This window comes from Novosphingobium sp. fls2-241-R2A-195 (assembly GCF_030209485.1).
Classification (GTDB): domain Bacteria; phylum Pseudomonadota; class Alphaproteobacteria; order Sphingomonadales; family Sphingomonadaceae; genus Novosphingobium; species Novosphingobium resinovorum.
In genome coordinates, this window is the sequence record NZ_JARVRY010000004.1 from 247,531 (window position 1) to 267,759 (window position 20,229).

Here is a 20,229-nt window from a genome sequence, read left to right on the forward strand (position 1 = left end):
TGACTCCCGGATCGGCTCCCTCGCCCTATTTATCAGAACTTGTACCCGACCGAGAAGAGCGCCTGGCGTGGCGGGATGTACGTATCCGAAATCTGCCCGCTGCCGTAAGGGTCGGTGAAGCGCGAGTTGATGCCATTCTTGTCGAACAAGTTGGTCACCGTCGCCGAGACACTGATGCCGGTATCTGCGAAAGCATAGCTCGCGAACAGGTTCACCTGCGAGTAGTCGGGCGTATCGTCCTGTCCCGGCGTGTTGAACACGCGCGACTGGAACTTGCCGCGATAGATGTACTGCGCGCGGGCGGTGAACTCGCCCGGGCCGACTTCGCCCGTCCACGAGACCGCCGCCGATCCCTGCACCGAGGGCATCTTGGGGATCTTGTTGCCATTGATGTTCTCGCGCGCCGCTTCGCGCACCATCGTTGCCGCGTAGAAGTTGCCGAAGAACCCGCCGACGCCGCCGTAGCCCGCCGCGACCTGTGCCGCGTCGGCAGCCGTGGCGTTGAGCGCCAGATAGTCCTCGGTGAACTTGCCGTGCAGCAGCGAGAGCGAGCCCTCGAACCGCAGGTGCTGCGTGGCGTGCCAGTCCATCTCCAGTTCGGCGCCGTAGACTTCCGCCTTCGGGGCATTGCTGATGCCCTCGCCGAACAGCACCGCGTCCTCCTCAAGGAACTGCAGGTCCTTGTAGAAGTAGTAGAACGCCGAGGCATTGATCTGCAGCGTATCGCCGAAGAAGCGGTTCTTCGAACCGACTTCGATGGAATCGAGGGTCTCGGGCTTGTAGGTCGGCTTCACGCCGGTCTCCATGCCGAAAATGGTGTAGGAGCTGTTCCCGCTCGCCGCCGCGCTGTTGATGCCGCCCGGCTTGAAGCCGCGCGTGTAGCTTGCGTAGATCATGTTGCTGGGCGTCAACTGGTAGTCCAGCGCGAACTTGCCGGTGAGGCGCCCCGTGCTGGTGCCGAGGGTCGGCGCAGGCTGGAGATAGGCCCCTGAAGTCTGCCCGCTGGTACCGCCGGACATGCTGTCGCTGACGCCGCTGTACTTGTCGTGATTGTAGCGGATGCCCGCCGTCACCGTCAGCGCGTTCGTCAGTTCGAGACTGCCTTGCGCATACCCGGCATAGGCCTCACGCGTGATCGCCGAGAGTTCGGCATAAGTGATCGCTTCGACCAGCGGATCACTGAACAGCGTTCCCGTGGACAGCGGCGGGTTGAGGCCGTCGCCCTTGTTGTCGCGATATTCGTTGATGTAGTTCTTGTTCTTCGAGCGCAGGTAGACGCCGCCGACGATCCAGCGGAACGGCCCCTCGTTGTCCGAGGCGATGTTGTATTCCTGCGTCCAGGAGGCGGTGTTCTGCTGCCAGGTGGCGATGTGATCGTAGTTGTAGAAGCCGCCGCTGGCCTGCAGGAACAGTGCGGGGTTCAGCCCGTCGCCGTCCCATGACAGGTCGCTGTGCAGCTTCTGGTAGCCGGTGATCGAGCTGAACGTTGCGCCGCCCAGGTCGAACTTGACCACGCCGTAATAGAGCTGGGTGCGGATATAGGTCTTGCCCGGAAAATCCTGCGTCAGTTCGCGCGGGTCCGGATTGGGGTCGAGGACGTTCTTCTGCGCGGTCGCGTTCTGGTCGCCCTTGTACTGGATGGTCGAGAGCAGCACCGAGACGCGGTCGGTCGGGGTCCACTTGACGGCCAGCTTGCCGCCCCATTCATCGGCGTCGTCGAGTTCGTAACCGGGCTGGCCGGCGACGTCAGTGGCCTTGGCATAGCCGTCATGGCGCAGGCGCTGCCCGGCCGCACGGATCGCCAGCGTATCGGTGATCGGCACATTGATCGCGGCATCCGCCTTGAGCATGTTATAGTTGCCGTAACCGACATTCGCCGAGCCGGACAGCGCCGAGGCGTCGGGCTGCTTCGACACGACGTTGATGGTGCCGCCGGTCGAGCCCTGCCCGTACATCGTGCCCTGCGGGCCGCGCAGTACTTCCACCTGCGCAACGTCGATGAAGGCGGCGTTCGCGGCGATCGAGTTGAAGATGTAGACGCCGTCGACGTGGAACGAGACGCCTGGCTGGGTCGAGGGGTTCTCCGGCGTCTCCGAACCGATGCCGCGGATCGAGATCATCCGCTCGCCGCCGCCGCTCTTGGCGACGACGAGGCCCGGCACGCTGCCGTTGAGCCCGGTGACTTCGGTGATGTTCGCCTTGTTCAGCGTATCGTCGGTGACCGCCGTGACCGACAGCGATGCCTTCTGGAGCGTGACGTTGGTGCGCTCCGCCGAGACGACGATCTCGCCGATCGGACCGCCGCCGCCCTCAGCCGCCGCCGCTGCGGTATCGGCCGCCGCGTCCGCCGCTTCGGCCCGTGCCGAAGCCGGACAAGTCGCTGCCAGCAATGCGAGGACGGAGACGCCGGTGGCGCCCATGAATCGAGCAGTCGTGGTCACAATAACCCCCATCTGTGAAGGCGCACCGCATGGGTACGCGCGTTGGCACCGCCTTTCCGCTGCCGAAGATCCCCATTCCCGAAGGGCCGCCGACCGGTGTTCCGGTTCACCCCTGCACTCGTCGCTTGCGCTTTTCCCTGAACCTTTTGTCTGACCTGCTCCACCGTGAATTGTAGGGCGAGTGGGCCGCCCGTCGAAACTTCGGCGAATCACACGCCGACGCAAGCGACAACTGGCCGCGTGCGCTCGCGATCAAACGGCGGGGCATCATGCGCAAAGAACCCGCCCGCAAGGCGCCCGCGTGATGATGGCCGCGATGCGGATTGCCTCAATTCCCATGAAACCCTGTGCAGTCTGACCCGTTGCCTCTGCCAAGAGCACGGCCAGAGGGGAAGTCAATTGCCGGAATACGTTTCGTGAGCAGCAGGGTACGCACCCTTTGCGCGGGCTGGGGCATATCATTCCTGGCCTTCGCCCTGACCGCCAATACCCAGCCCTCCCCCGCCGACCAGTTCGGGGACCTTTTCGCCGCGGTGCAGGAAGGCCACGTCTTCGAGGACGGCAAGACGTTCGCCGACGCCGTGCCCAGGCGCGCACCCGACGCGATCATGGCGGAGTACGCGGCGAAGCCGCCGACCTCTCCGACCGACCTGCGCTATTTCGTGCTCGACAACTTCACGGTCCCCGGTGTCAACGACAAGCCGCTGCCCCCCTTGCGCGAACACATAAGGGCATTGTGGCCGCAGCTTTCGCGCGACGCGGTCACGCCGCCGCCCGCAAGTTCGGCGATCGCGCTTCCGTCGCCTTACGTCGTGCCGGGCGGGCGGTTCCGTGAGATCTACTACTGGGATTCCTACTTCACGATGCTGGGCCTCGTCGCCGATGGCCGCGACGATCTGGTCGAGGGGATGATCGACGACTTCGCCAGCCTGATCGAGCGCTTCGGCCATATTCCCAACGGCACCCGCACTTACTACCTCAGCCGTTCGCAGCCGCCGTTCTTCGCGCTCATGCTGGACCTCTCGAAACAGACCGACGGCACCGTGCGCGCCCGGCGTCTCGCGGCCTTGCGCAAGGAGCATGCCTACTGGATGGCCGGCGAAAGCTGTGCCCGTGCGGCGAAAGCGTGCGAGCGGGTGGTGCGCATGCCCGACGGCAGCGTGCTCAACCGCTACTGGGATGACCGCGATACGCCGCGCGACGAATCCTTCGCAGAGGACCGCGCCACTGCCAAGGCCTCCGCACGGCCTGCCGCCGAAGTCTACCGTGACCTGCGGGCGGGCGCGGAAAGCGGGTGGGACTTCAGTTCGCGCTGGCTCTCCGACCCGCAGGACCTGGCGACCATTCGCACCACGCGGGTGGTGCCGGTCGATCTCAACGCTCTGATGTGGGCGATGGAGAAGCGTATCGAGAAAGGCTGCAAACAGGCAGGCGATCAGCCCTGCACGCGCGAATTCTTCCAGCGGGCCGCAGCGCGCAAAGGCGCCATCGACAGATACATGTGGCAGAGCCGCCAGCGGCGGTTCGCCGACTGGCTTCTCGACGAGAGCACGCCAGGCAGCGTCCAGTCGTCCGCCACGCTGTTTCCGCTCTTCGTCGGCATGGCGTCCCCCGCGCAGACCACGGCCATCGCCGCAACCACGCGGCGCGCGCTGCTTGGCGAAGGCGGCATCCGAACGACGATTCGGCACACCGGCCAACAGTGGGATGCTCCCAACGGCTGGGCACCGCTGCAGTGGGTCGCGCTGGAAGGACTCAATCGCAACGGGCAGGAGGCGCTCGCAAAGGACGTCGCCGCGCGCTGGCTTGGCACGGTGAACTGCACGTACCTCGAAACCGGAAAGATGCTGGAGAAATACGATGTAGAAGAGCGCCGCGCGGGCGGCGGCGGCGAGTACCCGTTGCAGGACGGGTTCGGCTGGACAAATGGTGTCACGGCGGCGATTCTCGAACGCTATCCGTCACTTGTACCCGGCATGACTTTGAGGACATGCGCCCCAAACTCCGGCGGTGAACGATAACAGTGGCAATTGCGCCGTTTCGGGACTCGCTGTTCTTTCGTACAGCTTGCAAATGTTATCGTTTACATCTACAAGGCGATTCATGCGTGGTCCTGAGGGGCCTTTTTGTAGCCAGGCGGTGATCTCCTCCCTCCGCCGCCTGTGCCGGACAAGCGCAAAGCCTTCTCGGGTCGCAACCGCAGACGGTAAAAGAGAAACCCCGGGAGCTTCCGCACTCCCGGGGTTTCCGATTCTCAGGCAGCCATATGTGTCAGGCCATTCCCATCCGGCGGAAATCCGGCAGCGCGCCATCGCCGCCAGCAAAGTCGTCGAAGGCATGTTCGGTAACGCGGATGATATGCTTTTCGATGAAGGGCGCGCCTTCCGCGGCCCCGACCTGCGGATGCTTGAGCGCGCATTCCCATTCGAGCACCGCCCAGCCGGCGAAGTCGTACTGCGCCATCTTCGCGAAGATGGCGCCGAAATCGACCTGCCCATCGCCGAGCGAGCGGAACCGGCCCGGACGCTCGACCCAGCCCTGATAGCCGCCATAGACGCCCGCCTTGGGTGAGGGACGGAACTCGGCATCCTTGACGTGGAAGCACTTCACGCGCTCGTGATAGACGTCGAGAAAACCCAGGTAGTCCATCTGCTGGAGGACCATGTGGCTGGGGTCGTAGAGGATGTTGGCACGCGGGTGATTGCCGGTCGCCTCGAGGAAGCGCTCGAAGGTTACGCCATCGTGCAGGTCCTCGCCGGGGTGCAGTTCGAAGCCGATGTCCACGCCGCATTCGTCGAAGCGATCAAGGATCGGCTGCCACCGGCGCGCGAGTTCGGCGAAAGCCTCATCGACCAGCGCAGCCGGTCGCTGCGGCCATGCGTAGAAGTATGGCCATGCCAGCGCGCCCGAGAAACTCGCCTGTGTCGTCAGGCCAAGGCGCTCGCTGGCCTTTGCCGCCAGATGCATCTGGTTCACCGCCCATTCCTGCCGCGCGCCCGGATTGCCGCGCACCGCCTCGGGAGCGAAAGCGTCGAACGCCGCATCGTAGGCGGGGTGAACCGCAACGAGCTGCCCCTGGATATGCGTGGACAGTTCGGTCAGGGCCAGACCATGCTGGCCGAGGATGCCCAGCACCTCGTCGCAGTAGTCCTGGCTCTCCGCCGCCTTCTCGAGGTCGAACAGCCGCGCGTCGTTGCTCGGCACCTGCACGCCCTTGTAACCGAGCGAGGCGGCCCAGGCAGCAATCGAATCGAGCGAATTGAACGGCTCGTCGTTACCGGCGAACTGGGCAAGGAAGATGCCCGGCCCCTTGATGGTCTTCATGTCCTGCGAACCTCTTTTCTCGTATCAGACCGTGAAATCGACCCAGCCCCGCTCGTCGCGACTGGCGGCGACGGCAGCGGCAACGAGTGCCATTCCGCGCAAACCATCCTCGACGCCCGGAACGAGTGACCCCGCCTGCCCGCGCAACTGCATTGCAAAGTCCCGATAGAGATTGGCGAGCGATTCGAGGAGCCCTTCCGGGTGACCACCGGGCAGGCGCGTCCCGCGCCGGGCCACTTCGGACAGCGACGGGTCGCCAGCTCGCACGATTTCCATGCCTCCGTCACCGCGCAGCCATTCGAGGCGGTTCGGGTTCTCCTGGCTCCAGCGACAGGCGCCCTTCTCGCCGTAGATGCGGATGGCGAGATCGTTGCCTTCACCCGTCATGATCTGCGAGGCCATGAGCAAGCCCCGTGCCCCGCTCTCGAAGCGCAGGAACATCTGGCAATCGTCGTCGAGCAGACGGCCCGGCACTACGCTGCCAAGGTCGGCATTGATGCGGTTAACCCGCAGGCCGGTGACGAACTCGGCAAGGTGGAAGGCGTGGACGCCGATGTCGGCGATGCATCCGCCCTCACCTGAACGCGCCGGGTCGAGGCGCCATTCCGCCTGCTTGCCCTCGCCTTCTCCGGCGAGCCAGCCCTGGTTGTATTCGACCACGACCTTGCGCACCGCCCCGATCGCACCGGCAGCGATACGCTCGCGCATCTCACGCACCAGCGGGTAACCCGAATAGGTATAAGTCAGCCCGTAAGGCACCGGGGTTGCAGCAAGCAGCGTCGCCAGTTCACGCGCTTCGGCCAGCGTCGCGGTCATCGGCTTGTCGCTCATCACCGCGACCCCTGCGGCGATAGCCGCGCGGGCAGCCGGCAGATGATGGAAGTTCGGCGAGGCGATAGTGACGAACTGGATTCCATCCTCCCGCTGCGCCTCCGCTTCCAGCATCGCCTCGACCGAGGGATAGGCGCGTTCGGGCGTAATGCCGTAGCCGCGTCCGGCTTCCGCGCTACGCTGCGCATCGCGGCTGAAGGCTCCTGCCACCAGCGCGATCTCTCCGTCGAGTTCCGCCGCGATTCGGTGGACCGGGCCGATGAAGGAGCCCGGACCACCGCCGATCAGGCCCATGCGAATGCGATCAGACACAACGTTCCTTTCCCGTATGCAGGCTCGGTTTGCCCACTTAATGAAAACGATACCACAGATCGTTTACGCGGAAATCCGCCATTCACGCAAGCCCGGCTCACCCATCGCTTGACAACATGCGAGAATTGGGCCTTTTTAATGAAAGAAAAGGTTTACATTGAGGGTGCGCGGCAATGGCCGGTGCGCCGTCGCAGGCTGAGGTATCTATCTAAATGCTGTCGTTCGGCGTCGATCTCATCACGTTCTTCCATCCCGGTTTCTGGGGGATGGCGAATGAGCAGGAGGTCATCACCTTCGGCCGTGAACAACCGCGCGCCTTCTGGGACCGCATGCTCGACACGCTGGCGCAAAGCGGCGTCACCGGCATCGAACTCACCTTCTCCCCTTTCGGCCCGGAAGGCCTGATCGCCGCCTATGGTTCGATCGAAGCGGCCAGGGACGAGCTTGACCGTCGCGGCCTCGCCATCGCCAGCGGCTTTTTCGCCGACGTCGCCATCGAGGGCGGCGTGGGCGATGCGCAGACCGAGGCCCGCTGGCTGGACAGCGCCGAGGAATCGGTGAAGGCGCTTGCCGCCTGGGGCTCCGACATCATGGTCATGGGCCTGCCCATGCGCACCAGCTGGAACGCCGAGCCGCCGGTCTTCGTCGACATGGAATTCGCCCGCAAGGCGGCCGACTTCTGCAACCGCCTCGGCGCGCTGACGCTGCGGCACGGCGTACGCCTCGCCCTCCACACCGAGGCGCATTCCACCTTCTGCCAGCCACGCGACATCGACCTGCTGCTGATGCTGACCGATCCGGTCTACGTCGGCTTCTGCCCCGACAGCGCACACATCCTGCTTTCGGGCGGCGATCCGGTCACCGTCGTCGCGCGTCATATCGAGCGTGTCGTCACCGCGCACTGGAAGGACGCCAAGAGCGCGATGCCGATCAACATCCCGATCGACCACGGCATCCATCACGCCCACCGCGAATATTTCTGCGCGATCGGCGAGGGAACTGTGGATTTCGACGGCTGGGCCAAGCTCATGCTATCGAAGGCCGACCAGAAGTGGGCCATCCTGGAGATCGACGCCGTGCCGGATCCTCTGACCGAAACCCGCAAGTCGCTGGCTTTCGCCGGCGAAGTGCTGGACCGCCTTTCCAACGAGACCGCTGCGTGAACGGCGCGCTGACCTGGCGCGAGAAGCTCAGCTACGCGCTGGGCAACTTCGGCATCAACCTGCCGTTCGGCATGACCAATGCCTACCTGCTCTACTTCTACACCGACGTCTACGGCGTCAGCGCGGGCACGGTCGCCTCGCTGTTCCTGATCGCGCGCTGCGTGGATGCCGTGTTCGACCCGATGATGGGCCTGCTGATCGACCGCACCGAAACGCGCTGGGGCAAACATCGACCGTTCCTCCTATGGCTCGCCGTACCCTTCGCGGTCTGCGGCGCCATCGTGTTCTGGGCACCGCCGCTGGAGGGCTGGCAGAAGATTGCCTTCATCTTCGCCACCTATACGCTGATGGGCATTCTCTATTCCGCCGTCAGCCTGCCGCTGAATTCCATGCTGCCGACGCTGACCCGCGACCCCAAGCAGCGCAACACCGTCAACGCCCTGCGCGAGTTCATCGGTTCCTCGGCCACGGTCGGCATCGGCTACGCCGCGCTGCCGCTGGTCAAGAGCTTCAGTAATGGGGACGAGGCGCACGGTTTTCTAGTCCTCGCCGCGATCACCGGCGCGATCACGCTGGTCTGCATGCTCAATGCCTTCGCCAACACGCGCGAGCGGGTCGAGGTCGACCATTCCGTCGCCAAACTCACCACCGCACAGTCGCTGCAAGCGACGAAGGGCAACTGGCCCTGGATCGCGACGATGCTGGTGAACTTCTTCTTCTGGATCGGCTTCACCGGCCATATCCAGTCCTTCGTTTACTTCGCGCAGAGCGTGCTGGGCGAGGCGGAGTTCACCTCGACCCTGATGCTGACGATGCTCGCCGTTCTGGTCGGCACCGGCCTTGCGGGCGTATGCGCCAACGCCATCGGCAAGCGCATGACCGGCGCGATCGGCGCCGCCGTGGCGACGATCTTCACCGCGATCATGCCGCTCTCCAACGACCATACCTGGCTGATCGCGACCAACTGCGTGGCCTACATCGGACAGGGCCTGATCGGCGGCCTGCTGTTCTCGCTGATGGCCGACGCGGTGGACTACGGCGCGTGGAAATCGGGCTACCGCGCGCAGGGCTTCCTGTTCGCCGCCTCCAGCTTCGGCGTGAAGCTGGGCATGAGTGTGGGCGGCGCGGCAGGCGCGTGGTTCCTCAGCCTTGCCGCCTATGACGCCAAGGCGCCGGTCACGCCCGAGGTGGTCACCGCCGTCATGGCCGGCCACGTCTGGCTGCCTGCCGCCAGCTATGTGGCGATGGGCCTCTCGCTCATCCTGTTCCGCTTCCTTCCTGCCTACAAGAACGCTTGAGAGCCCCGAGCATGCGCACTGAGTTCGATTACATCATCGTCGGCGCGGGCAGCGCCGGTTGCGTCCTCGCCGAGCGCCTGAGCGCCGACGGCAAAAGCCAGGTGCTCCTCCTCGAAGCGGGCGGCCGCAACGAGGAACTGATGGTCCGCATGCCGCGCGGCATGATCAAGATCTGGACCAAGCCCAAGTGGTACTGGCCCTTCCCCGCCGAGCAGCAAGGCGAGCGCCCCGCCGGTGAAACCTGGTTCTACGGCAAGGGCCTCGGCGGTTCGAGTGCGGTCAACGGCACGTGGTACTTCCGCGGCCAGCCCCGCGACTACGACGCATGGGAAGCGCAGGGCAACGCCGGCTGGAACTGGGCCGAGATCGAGCGCTGCTACGAGGAACTCGAGAACTACCACGGCAAAAGCTACGGCCGCCGGGGCAAGCGTGGCCCGCTCGAAGTCACCGAAGTGCCCGAGGGCGACCCGGTCCTGACCGGCGCGATCCTGCAGGCGGCGCGCGAGGCGGGCATTCCCGTCCTCGACGACGTCAATACGCCCGGCACCGAAGTCGCGGGTCGCACGCAGCAGACCGTGGACCCGCGCGGTAATCGCGTCACAGCCTATACCGCCTTCCTCAAGGCCGCGGCCAAGCGCCCCAACCTCACCATCCTGACGGGCGCGCTGGTGCGCCGCGTTACGTTCGCGGGCAAGCAGGCCACCGGCGTCCTCGCCGAAATCGATGGTAAGGACATCGCCTTCACCGCAGGCCGCACGATCCTGACGGCGGGCGTGCTACAGACCCCCAAGTTGCTCCAGCTTTCCGGCATCGGCCCCGCCGACGTTCTCGCCCGCCACGGCATCGATGTGGTGCATGAGAACCCGCACGTCGGCCGCAACATGAACGAGCACATGATGGTCGCCTTGTCGTGGCGGCTGAACAAGGCGCGCGGCCTCAACCACGAGTTCCGCGGCTGGCGCGCCTACTGGCATGGCCTGCGCTACATCCTCACCGGCAAGGGTCTGATGGCCTCGCTGCTGCCGGAAGTCTCGGTCATGGCCTCGCTGGAGGCGGACAAGGACTGGCCCGACCTGCAACTCGGCATCTCGCCCTATTCCATGGCGTCGTCCGAGGACGACAAGCCCGAGGCCGGGCGCGGCCAGACCGAGGCCGTCCCCGGGATCACCGCCACCGCCTTCTGCCTGCGCCCCAATAGCCACGGCTACGTCGAACTGGCGAGCACCGACCCCGCCGCCCCGCCGCGCCTCGTGCCGAACTGGTTCGCCGCGCCCGAGGACCGCGCCACGATCCTGCGCGCGATCCACAAGGTGCGCGAGATCATGAGCCAGTCCGCGCTCGCCCCTTATATCGGCGCCGAGACCGTGCCCGGTCCCTCGATCCAGACCGATGAGGAAATCCAGCAGGCCGCGAACTGGATGGTCTCGACCGGCCTCCACGGCACCGGCACCTGCCGCATGGGTTCGGCTGAAGACGGTGTCGTCGACGCGGGGCTGCGGGTCCACGGTGTGTCGGGCCTCTACGTGGCGGACTGCTCGGCGATGCCGACCGGCATCTCGGGCAACACCAACGGTCCGGCGATGGCCTTCGCGTGGCGCGCGGCGGAGGTGATTGCGGGGGCGTGACGAAAGTTGCGCATCGCGCAACTTCGCTTGCTCCGCCGCTCGCGGCTATGTAACGTTTACATCCAATGGCGAACATCAAGGACATCGCCCGCGTCGCGGGAGTATCGGTAGCGACAGTGTCGCGCGCGCTCAGCACGCCCTCGCTGGTACGCCCGGCAACGATCGAGCGGATCGAGGCGGCCATCGCCGACCTCAACTACGAGCCTAACCACCTTGCCGCGGGCCTGCGCCGCCAGCGCAGCGACAACGTGATCGTCGCGGTGCCCAGCATCTACAACCCGTTCACCTCAGCCTTCGTCGAGGGGATCGAGAACGTCGCGCGCGCCAACAAGATGCGCGTGCTGCTCGGCATCACCGAGGGTGACGTCGATGCGCTCAACAAGTTCACCTCGATGATCGCGGGCAAGCAGGCCGACGGGCTCATCCTGCTGGAAAAGAACCTCCCCGACATCGTCCTCAATCCCCCGGCCAAGAGCAAGCTGCCGCCGATGGTCGCGGCTTGCGAGTATCCGCCCGACCTCAATCTTCCACGCGTGCGCACCGACAACCATGAAGCCAGCGCCCTCGTCGTCGGCCATCTGGCGGAACTGGGCCACAGGCACATCGCCGCGATCACCGGGCCGCTCGACCAGTTCATGTCGATGGACCGCCTCTCCGGTTACAAGCTGGGCTTGCTGCGTGCGCGGATCGAGTTCGACGAAGCGCTGGTGGCGCGCGGCGATTTCTCGCTGCAGTCGGGCTACGACGCGATGGTGCGTCTGCTCGACAGCGGCGCGGAGTTCAGCGCAGTTGCCTGTGCCAACGATGAAATGGCGCTGGGCGCGATGAGCGCGCTGCATCAGCGCGGCATTTCCGTGCCTGACGAGATGTCGGTCGCGGGTTTCGACGACCTGCGTTTCGGCGCCTTTGCCATCCCTCCGCTGACCACGGTGCACATCCCCACGGTGGAGATCGGCGAGGCGGCGATGCGGCTGATGCTGGATTCGCTGCTGCAGCCGGACCAGGGAGGCCCCGCGCGCGAGGTGGTGCTGCCGCACCGCCTGATCGTGCGCCAGTCGACGGCGGCGCCAAGGAAAAAACGCAAGAAGGCCTGAATCCTCCACGAGTCAAAGTCAGGGAGGAATTTGCACCCACCATTCGTCATTGCGAGCGCAGCGAAGCAATCCAGGGCCGTTTACGCGGCCCTGGATTGCTTCGCTGCGCTCGCAATGACGAACTTGGGGTTTGCAGATACGACAATACCCGCTGGCGAGTGCGGGCCATTACGCCGGGAAAGTCAACGCATCCGAAGGTAACATCGGGTCGGCGTCGGGAGCGTCCTCACCAGGACGCGGGGTTTTGTGTTCCGTGAAGCTCTGGCGAGCGGCCGGGTAACTCACGGTGCAGCCCGGCTCGACCTGTATTTCATCGGAAAGTCCCATGTAGCCGTCGTTAGGGCTCGCAGCGTTATCGGCCGATGGTTGTCCGGCGGGGACATCCGGTGTCCTGCGTCAAGTCGCAGGATCGGGCGGATGACACTTTCCGGGAACTCAGGGACAGTCCGGGTCTTCGAACGGACGCGTGGGGTGCGTGATCACGGCTTGAAACCGCATCCCGGCCCACGACGCCGACCCGATACACCTCTCCGGCGTGATCATCGCCGGATCGGATGCTGGGGCTTATAACCTATTTGGATATATTTGTCAATCGTGACTCAACCTCCCGCGCAACCGCGATCAAGCGCCGATCGTCATAGCGCGGTGCCACCAGCGAGACGCCGATGGGCATTCCGCCCTCGCCTGTCGCCAGTGGAAGGTTGACGACAGGCGCATGCAGCAAAGTCCAGGGCTGGTTGAACCGGGGTTCCCCCGGCGAACGGCCGAGCGGAGCGATGCCCGGCGCGCTCGGCGCCAGCACGGCGTCGAGTCCGGCGATCGCCCGCTCGAACCCCACCCGTGCCGCCGCCGCACGGTCATGCGCCTCGCGCAGCCGAGCGTCGGGATATGTCGCCAGGGCATCGACCCGAAGATGGAAATCGGGATGCAGCAGGTCGGGCCGTGCCCGTGCAAGGCTCAGGAAAGCGGCCGCGCCCTCGCGGAACAGGATCGCGCGGTGATCGTCGTTGAGGTGCTTGAACTCGGGCAGCGTGGCGATCTCGACGACGTCGATCCCGGCCCCCGTCATGGCGGCGGCGATGCCGTCGAAAGCGGCTTGGCCATCGGGCGTCATTTCATCCCACCAGGGGGTGCGGAACACGCCGATGCGCAAGGTCCGGCCTTCGACGTGCGTACTGGGCGCGAAGCCGTAGATTTCGCAGACCCGGTCGATCAGGTCGAGGTCCCGCGCGTACCAGCCCACGGTATCGAGGCTATTGGCATAGGTCTTCACGCCTTCCCGGCTGACGAGACCCCAACTCGGCTTGAAGCCATGGATGCCGCAGAAGCTGGCGGGGCGGATGGTCGAGCCGCCGGTCTGCGTCGCCAGCGCCAGCGGCACATGCCCGTCCGCCACCGCCGCCGCCGACCCGGCCGAGGAACCGCCCGGCGTGCGCGCAAAATCATGCGGATTGGCGCTGGCGGCATTGCGCCCGGCGGCGGCGAACTCGGTGGTGTCGGTCTTGCCCAGGATCACCGCGCCTGCCGCCCGCAAGGTGGCGACGCAGGGCGCGTCCTCGGCAGGCACGAAGGCGGAGAACAACGGCGAATTGTGCGTGAGCGGCATCCCCGCCACCGCGATCACGTCCTTTACGCCCACGCAAATCCCGTGGAGCGGCCCCGGTTCGCCCGCATCCAGCGCCCTTGCCGCAGTAAGCGCCCCGGTATCGTCCACGTGCAGCCACGCCCGGACCTGCGCATCGCGCGCACCGATACGCTGCAATGCAGCATGGACATTGGCCACGGCAGGGGCGTAGGGGGTCTGGACCATGGAAATTCGGCTCCCGAGCAGGCGGCGCCATAGCGCCATATCCCACGATTGTGACTTCCCGCTTGGCGCGTGTAAAGCATTACATTATGCAGTGCAGCAATGACATCCACAGCCTCAACGCATAGTGCGCCCGACCCGAGCAAAACTGGGGCGCCCTCGATCGCCTCGGTGCTGGCGACGACGACGACGATCCAGATCCTGTCGACGATGACGGCGCTGGCGCTGACCGGCATCGCCCCGCTCGTCGCGGACGAGTTCGGGCTGGCACCGCATTACGTCGGTTACCAGATCAGCGTGATCTACGCGGCGGGCACGTTCGCCTCTGCCATGGCGGGAACACTGATCCAGCATCGCGGGCCGGTGCAGGTGGAGCAGCTTGCCCTCGCCTGCTTCGGCACCGCGCTGCTCTTGCTGACGAGCGCCAGCCCGTGGATGGCGCTGCTGGCATCGATGGTGATCGGCGTGGGCTACGGGGTGCAGAACCCGGCCTCGGCGCAGATACTGGGCGCGGTGACGCCGCCGCACCGGCGCTCTCTGATCTTCTCGATCAAGCAGGCTGGCGTGCCGATCGGCGGCGTGGTGGCGGCGCTGCTGATCCCGGCGCTCGCAGGATGGCTGGGCTGGCGCACGACTTTCGTGCTCGGCGCGGTGCCCTGCTTCGCGATGATCGGGGTTCTGGCGCTCAAGGGCGGGCCGGAGCGACCAGCGGCGCCTGTCACGATCTCGGTCTGGCGCGGCTTCGTCTATGAGCAGCGCCTCGTCTGGGGCAAGGCACCGCTGCGGGTGCTGGCGATGCTGGGGATGCTCTATTCCTCGATCCAGCTTTCGCTGTCGGCCTTTGCGGTGATCATGCTGGTCGAGCATCACTGGTCGATGGTCGCGGCGGGCCTCGTTGCCGGGGGCGTGCAGGCCTGCGGAGCGCTGGGCCGCGTGTCGTGGGGCGGGCTGGGCGACCGCTTCGGCGGGTTCACGGTGCTGGCGGTGATCGGCGTGGTCTCGATGGCCTGCATGATCGCGCTGTGGCGGATCGACGCATTGCCCGCCGCCGTGGCGATCGCCGTGCTGTGCCTGTTGGGCTTCTGCATGAGCGGCTGGAACGGCGTCGTCATGGCCGAATGCACCCGCCACTGCGCGCCCGAGGATGCGGGCCGGGTGATCGGCGGCTCGCTGGTCTATACTTTCATCGGCGTGATGATCGGCCCGGCGGCGATGGCGACGATCTACGGCTTTACCGGCGATTACGGGACGAGCTTCCTGCTGGTGAGCTGGGTTGCGGGCCTTGGCGCGCTGCTGGCGGGGCGGGCGGCGATCTCGTCGAAGGCATAAGCCTCCATTTCGTCATTGCGAGCGTAGCGAAGCAATCCAGGGCGGCCCAAGACTGCCCCGGATTGCTTCGCTACGCTCGCAATGACGACGGTTATTCCACGAAAAAAGCCGGTCACGCGGGGGGCGTGACCGGCCGAGGGTATTGGGCGACCCGATGGAGAGAGAGAGACCGGGCCGTCAGGGTCGCGTAGATCAGGCCGCGACGAGGCGATCCTGACGGCAGGCCATCAGCGGCTGCACCTTCTCGCCGAAGTCGACGAGGCCCTGCTCGAAGTCGTCGAAAGTCAGCATGATGCCCTTGGTGCCGGGCACCGAGGCCGCTTCGTCGAGCAGCTTTGCCACGGTTTCATAAGAACCGACGAACGTGCCGATACCGAGGTTCACCGCGCCTTCCGGCAGGTTGATGTGACGCGCGGTCGAGCCTTCGCCGGCGGTCTTGTCGGCAGCGCCCTGATCGCTCATCCACGCCAGCGCATCGACGTCGGCGCCTTCGCGGTAGGACTGCCACTTGGCCATGGCCTTCTCGTCGGTCTCGTCGGCGATCACCATGCACAGAATGTAGGCGCCCACGTCGCGGCCGGTCTTGGCGGCGGCTTCGACCAGCGCCTCGACGGTCGGCGCGTGCTTGGTCGGCTTGTTGAGGCCGCCGGCGGTGACGAAGTTGTAGTCGCCGTAGTTGGAGACGAACTCCATGCCGCGTGCCGACTGACCTGCGCCGACGATCTCGATCTTGCCGGTGCTGGGCCTGGGCTGCATGTGGCAGTCTTCCATCTGGAAGTGCTCGCCCTTGAAGTCCGACTTGCCGTCGGCCCACAGGTCCTTCATCACCTGCACGTATTCGCTGGCGTAGTCGTAGCGGTGGCCGAAGTAGGCGTCGCCTGGCCACATGCCCATCTGCTCGTATTCACCCTTGGCCCAGCCGGTGACGACGTTGACGCCGAAGCGGCCCGGCGCGACGCTGTCGATCGTCACGGCCATGCGCGCGACCATCGCGGGCGGCAGGGTAAGAATAGCCGTCGAGGCGAACAGCTTGATCTTGCTGGTGACGGCTGCAAGCGCGCTCATCAGCGTGAAACTTTCCAGATTGTAGTCCCAGAACTCGGTCTTGCCGCCGAAACCACGCAGCTTGATCATCGACAGCGCGAAGTCGAAGCCATAGCCTTCGGCCGTCTGGACCAGCTTCTTGTTCATTTCGAAGCTGGGTTTGTACTGCGGAGCGTTCTCGGAAATCAGCCAACCGTTGTTGCCGATGGGAATGAACAGACCAATATCCATTGCAGTGCTCCTGGGAGAGGGAAGTTTAAGGGAGAGGAGGCGGAGACGGTACGCGCGCGAGCCAGGAAGTCGCCTGTTCATAGGCAAACCCTCCACGCAGCAAGCATTGTTCGGAATTCGGAGCGCCGACGAGTTGCAGCGCCAGCGGCAGCCCGCGCGCATCGAAGCCCATCGGCGTGACGAGCGCCGGGAAGCCAAGCATCGAGATCGTGCGGGTCAGCGCGGATAGCTCCGCGACCATCGCCTGCATCGCATCGCCGCCGGTTGCGCCGACCTGCTCGGCCATGGGCACCGGGAAGCGCGCGGCGGGGGTGAGCAGCAGGTCGACCTTGGAGAACGGGCCGCTCAGCATGTCCGACTGTGCGGATTTACGGCGGCCGAGCGCGGCGAGATAGGCATCCGGCGAGACCGCCGCGCCCGCCAGCAGGCGGTTGCGCACCTGGTCACCGAAGTCTTCCGCCTGCTCTGCCAAGTGGCGCGCGTGGAAGGCGGCAGCTTCGGGAGCCCATATCTCGGCGGCGATCGCGGGATAGCCGGAGTGGTCGGGAATGGCGACATCGACGACTTTCGCGCCGAGGTCCGCGAAGACCTGCCGCGCGGCGGCGAAGGCAGCGGCGACTTCGGGGTGAAGGTCATCGGTGAAGTAGCTGGTCGGCACGCCGATCGTCAGACCCGAGCAGTCGGCGATGAGGCCAGCCTCGTATTCGCGGTCCACCAGAACGTCCATCAGGCGCGCGAGCGAGCGGCTGGAAGTGGAGAGCGGCCCCGCGGTGTCGAGCGTCTTCGACAGCGGCATCATCCCGGTGTCGGGCAGCAGGCCGTTGGTCGGCTTGAGCCCCGCAACGCCGCAGAACGCGGCCGGAAGCCGTACGGAACCGCCGGTGTCCGAACCCAGCGCGCCGGTGACGATGTGCGCACCGACCGCCGCGCCGGAACCTGACGACGAGCCGCCCGAGATCGCTTCGCCGTTCCAGGGATTGCGGCAGCGGCCGAGGTGCGCGTTGTGCCCTGTCGGCCCCATCGCGAATTCGGCCATGTGGAGGCGGCCGATGGTGATCGCGCCCGCCGCAGCCAACCGGGCCATCAGCGGTGATGTTTCGGCGGGGACGTGGCCGCGCCAGATCTTCGAGCCCGCCTCGGTGGGAATACCGGCACGGAAGAACATGTCCTTGTGCGCCAGCGGCACGCCGTGGAGCGGCCCGCGCAGCGATCCGCGCCTGCGCTGTTCATCGCAGGCCCGTGCCTGGTCGAGCGCGGCTTCGGCCTCGATCGCGACGAAGGCATTGAGCCCCCGCCAGTCCTCGGCGCGCTCCAGTGCGTCGGTGACCGCATCGACAGCGCTCAGGGCACCGCTGGCGATCGCTTCGGCAAGTTCGACGAGATCGTGAGGCATGGCTGTCCTGTCCGCGAGGATCGCGTGTTTCGAGGCGGATGGGATGAAGGAGCCTCCCATCCTCCGCGCTTGCGCTCGCGGAGGATGGGAGGGAGCGCGGGACAGTCCGGAGGAGAGAAGGACCATCCCGCAGTTCCGATCAGAACGAGTAGCTCAGACGCGCGCCGTAAGTGCGCGGCGGAGCAAACTGCAGCAGGTATCCGCCCGCGTAGCCGGCCTCGGCATTGGCGGTGAGGATCGTCTTGTTCTCGATGTTGCGCACATATGCGGTGATCGAGAACGGGCCGTTGTCCGGCGTATAGGTGATCTGCGCGTCGCTCTTCCAGTACGCGCCCATCTGCTCGGCAGCGGTGTTGTAGAAGGTGAAGTAGGTCTTGGTCTGGTAACGCGTCTGGACGCGCGGGGTCAGCGTGCCGCCCAGCAGGTGGAAGTCGTGCTGGATGCCCCCCGAAAGCGTCCACTCGGGTGCCTGCACCAGACGGTTGCCCGACAAGTCGGACGCGGCCGGGCAGGTGTCCGCGGTCACTTCGCAGAAGTCGGTGTACTTGGCGTCGAGCCATGCGACGTTGGCGTCGATCTTGGTGTCGGGCGTGACCAGCCACATCGTCTCCAACTCCGCACCCTTCACGCGCGCCTTGCCGGCGTTGAGGGTGTAGACCAGCGCGGTTTCCGGATCTTCCTGCTGGGTCTGCAGATCCGAATAGTCGTACAGAAACGCGCTCAGGTTGACCTGAAGGGCATTGTTGAAGAAGCGGTTCTTGGTGCCGACTTCGTAGGCGATGATCGTCTCGGGGCCGAACGAGTTGTTGGTCGTGTAACCGCCCGCCTTGTAGCCCTTGTCGACCTTGGCGTATATCAGGTTGTCCGGCGTCGCCTGGTAGTTCAGGCCGAAGTGCCAGGTGATCTGGTCGCCCGAATAGTGGTTGTCCAGCGTCGAATACGTACCGGCAATGTCGTTGTAACCGACCTGGGACTTGTTGTCCTTGGTGTAGCGGATACCCGCCTCGGCCTTCAGTTGGTCGGTCAGGTCGTAGGCGACCTGCGCGAAGACCGCCTTGGACTTGCTGCCGACGTCGTAGTCGAAGGTGTAGAAGTTGAACGGCGTCGTACCCGCATCGCCATGCACCTGGAAGAAGGTGTCGAGCGCGTCGGTTTCCTTGAAGAAGTAGCCGCCGACCTGCCAGGTGAAGCCGGTCTTGTTGTTCGAGCTGAGGCGCAGTTCGTAGTTCTGGTCCTTGACGCCCTCGTTCTGCTGGAAGCCGTAAGTGTACGTCGTGCCGCCGTCCTGGTCGTTGTCACGGTTCAGGGTGGACTTCTGGTAGCCGCCGAAGAAGCTGAGCGTCGCGAAGTCCATGTCGTAGGAGATCGCGGTGCGCACGGCCTTGGTGCGGATATGCGTATAGCCCTGGTTGTTCAGCTCGAACTTCTTCGAGGAACCGATGTCCAGCGAGCCGTCGTCGTTGACGTCGGCATAGGGAATGCCCTTGGACACCGCACCGACGCCGTCCACGCGGGTCATCTCGCCGGTCACGAGGATCGAGAGACGGCTGGTCGGGGTCCACAGCGCGTGGACGCGGCCGCCGGTCACGTTGCCGTCGTCGCCGTCCTTCAGGCCCGGATTGTCACGGTAGCCTTCGTGAGTCTTGCGCGTGCCGGCGAAGCGGAAGCTCAGGGTGTCGCTGACCGGGACGGTCGCGCCGACGTCGAAGTTGAGGGTGCCGTAGTTACCGATCTCGGCAGCGGCATCGAGCTTCCAGTCGTCGGTCGGCTTGATCGTAGCGATGTTGACTGCGCCCGCCGTGGCGTTGCGGCCGTAAAGCGTGCCCTGCGGGCCGCGCAGGACTTCGATGCGCTCGACGTCGAACATCGCCGCGTTGAGCGCGAAGCCGCGCTGCAGGTAGAAATTGTCGACCGAGACGGCGACTGCCGGATCACCCGTTTCCGAGTAGTCGCGGCTCGACACGCCGCGGATGGTGATCATGGTGTTGGCGTTGTTCTGGGCGATGTTGACGGTCGGCGCGATGTTGGAGATCGCGTTGACGTCGGCGACGCCCGCCTTGGAGAGTTCCTCGCCGGTTGCGACGGTCATCGCGATCGGGGTGCTCTGCGCGCTGGTCTCACGCTTGGTCGCGGTGACGACGATGTCGCCAAGCCCTTCCGAGGCGGTATCGGCTGCGGCCGCAGAATCCGGGCCGGCGTCCTGGGCGAATGCAGGCTGGACGAAAGCCGCTGCGATGGAAAGCGCGCTGGCAGTGAACGTTAGACGCTTGAGCAAGACTGGAACTCCCTGTGACCCGTTCTGGAATGATTGACGTTTTCATTACAATGACCGATTCG

At 65.4% G+C, this 20,229-nt stretch carries 13 protein-coding genes; 6 read left to right on the top strand and 7 right to left on the bottom strand.

The genetic code is table 11. The features are described 5' to 3' along the window. Positions 1 to 32 precede the first annotated feature (32 nt). Entirely contained in the window at positions 33 to 2,441 is a 2,409-nt protein-coding gene (locus QRN25_RS04145) for a TonB-dependent receptor (RefSeq protein WP_285017607.1), read from the bottom strand. 416 nt (positions 2,442 to 2,857) lie between these two features. Between QRN25_RS04145 and treF the strand changes: the two genes are divergently transcribed. Beyond that, complete coding sequence (gene treF / locus QRN25_RS04150) at positions 2,858 to 4,462, top strand: alpha,alpha-trehalase TreF (RefSeq protein WP_285017608.1); 1,605 nt, start codon at positions 2,858 to 2,860, stop codon at positions 4,460 to 4,462. Positions 4,463 to 4,712: 250 nt separating this feature from the next. On the opposite strand, the gene QRN25_RS04155 is transcribed toward treF, so the two are convergent. Continuing rightward, a complete protein-coding gene (locus tag QRN25_RS04155; protein WP_271182799.1) occupies positions 4,713 to 5,765 on the bottom strand; it encodes a sugar phosphate isomerase/epimerase family protein in 1,053 nt (350 codons plus the stop codon). 24 nt (positions 5,766 to 5,789) lie between these two features. Then, a complete protein-coding gene (locus QRN25_RS04160; RefSeq protein WP_285017609.1) occupies positions 5,790 to 6,908 on the bottom strand; it encodes a Gfo/Idh/MocA family protein in 1,119 nt (372 codons plus the stop codon). A 212-nt stretch (positions 6,909 to 7,120) separates the two neighbouring features. On the opposite strand from QRN25_RS04160, the gene QRN25_RS04165 reads away from it, so the two are divergent. The 4 genes from QRN25_RS04165 (at position 7,121) to QRN25_RS04180 (ending at position 12,088) form a co-directional block, all read left to right on the top strand. After that, positions 7,121 to 8,071, top strand: coding sequence for a sugar phosphate isomerase/epimerase family protein (locus tag QRN25_RS04165; RefSeq protein ID WP_285017611.1), 951 nt, complete (start codon positions 7,121 to 7,123; stop codon positions 8,069 to 8,071). Next, positions 8,068 to 9,369 (top strand): MFS transporter, encoded by a 1,302-nt coding sequence (locus tag QRN25_RS04170; RefSeq protein ID WP_285017612.1) that lies wholly within the window; start codon positions 8,068 to 8,070, stop codon positions 9,367 to 9,369. The genes QRN25_RS04165 and QRN25_RS04170 overlap by 4 nt, the downstream gene beginning before the upstream one ends. 11 nt (positions 9,370 to 9,380) lie before the next feature. Further along, the gene (locus QRN25_RS04175; protein WP_285017613.1) at positions 9,381 to 10,994 is read left to right on the top strand and encodes a GMC family oxidoreductase; all 1,614 of its coding nucleotides are present in this window, start codon (positions 9,381 to 9,383) and stop codon (positions 10,992 to 10,994) included. A gap of 65 nt (positions 10,995 to 11,059) precedes the next feature. Next, positions 11,060 to 12,088 (top strand): LacI family DNA-binding transcriptional regulator, encoded by a 1,029-nt coding sequence (locus QRN25_RS04180; RefSeq protein WP_285017615.1) that lies wholly within the window; start codon positions 11,060 to 11,062, stop codon positions 12,086 to 12,088. Between the two features lie 571 nt (positions 12,089 to 12,659). Here the strand turns inward: QRN25_RS04180 and QRN25_RS04185 are convergent. Further along, a complete protein-coding gene (locus QRN25_RS04185; RefSeq protein ID WP_285017616.1) occupies positions 12,660 to 13,898 on the bottom strand; it encodes an amidase in 1,239 nt (412 codons plus the stop codon). 99 nt (positions 13,899 to 13,997) lie between these two features. Here QRN25_RS04185 and QRN25_RS04190 point away from each other — a divergent pair, with 99 nt between their 5' ends. Beyond that, complete coding sequence (locus QRN25_RS04190; protein ID WP_285017617.1) at positions 13,998 to 15,224, top strand: MFS transporter; 1,227 nt, start codon at positions 13,998 to 14,000, stop codon at positions 15,222 to 15,224. A gap of 192 nt (positions 15,225 to 15,416) precedes the next feature. Here QRN25_RS04190 and rutA read toward each other — a convergent pair whose 3' ends face one another. The 3 genes from rutA to QRN25_RS04205 form a co-directional block, all read right to left on the bottom strand. Beyond that, positions 15,417 to 16,499, bottom strand: coding sequence for a pyrimidine utilization protein A (gene rutA / locus QRN25_RS04195; protein ID WP_285017618.1), 1,083 nt, complete (start codon positions 16,497 to 16,499; stop codon positions 15,417 to 15,419). A gap of 25 nt (positions 16,500 to 16,524) precedes the next feature. Then, positions 16,525 to 17,892: an amidase gene (locus QRN25_RS04200; RefSeq protein WP_285017620.1), complete on the bottom strand. Its 1,368-nt coding sequence runs from the start codon at positions 17,890 to 17,892 to the stop codon at positions 16,525 to 16,527. Positions 17,893 to 18,031: 139 nt separating this feature from the next. Further along, a complete protein-coding gene (locus tag QRN25_RS04205; RefSeq protein ID WP_285017622.1) occupies positions 18,032 to 20,167 on the bottom strand; it encodes a TonB-dependent receptor in 2,136 nt (711 codons plus the stop codon). Positions 20,168 to 20,229: the final 62 nt, after the last annotated feature.

What these genes read in the sequence shown, in the direction of transcription:
- QRN25_RS04165 (WP_285017611.1), top strand. Translation starts at nt 7,121, where the DNA reads ATGCTGTCGTTCGGCGTCGATCTCATCACGTTCTTCCATCCCGGTTTC.
- rutA (WP_285017618.1), bottom strand. Translation starts at nt 16,499, where the DNA reads ATGGATATTGGTCTGTTCATTCCCATCGGCAACAACGGTTGGCTGATT.
- QRN25_RS04185 (WP_285017616.1), bottom strand. Translation starts at nt 13,898, where the DNA reads ATGGTCCAGACCCCCTACGCCCCTGCCGTGGCCAATGTCCATGCTGCA.
- QRN25_RS04200 (WP_285017620.1), bottom strand. Translation starts at nt 17,892, where the DNA reads ATGCCTCACGATCTCGTCGAACTTGCCGAAGCGATCGCCAGCGGTGCC.
- QRN25_RS04190 (WP_285017617.1), top strand. Translation starts at nt 13,998, where the DNA reads ATGACATCCACAGCCTCAACGCATAGTGCGCCCGACCCGAGCAAAACT.
- QRN25_RS04155 (WP_271182799.1), bottom strand. Translation starts at nt 5,765, where the DNA reads ATGAAGACCATCAAGGGGCCGGGCATCTTCCTTGCCCAGTTCGCCGGT.
- QRN25_RS04175 (WP_285017613.1), top strand. Translation starts at nt 9,381, where the DNA reads ATGCGCACTGAGTTCGATTACATCATCGTCGGCGCGGGCAGCGCCGGT.
- QRN25_RS04180 (WP_285017615.1), top strand. Translation starts at nt 11,060, where the DNA reads ATGGCGAACATCAAGGACATCGCCCGCGTCGCGGGAGTATCGGTAGCG.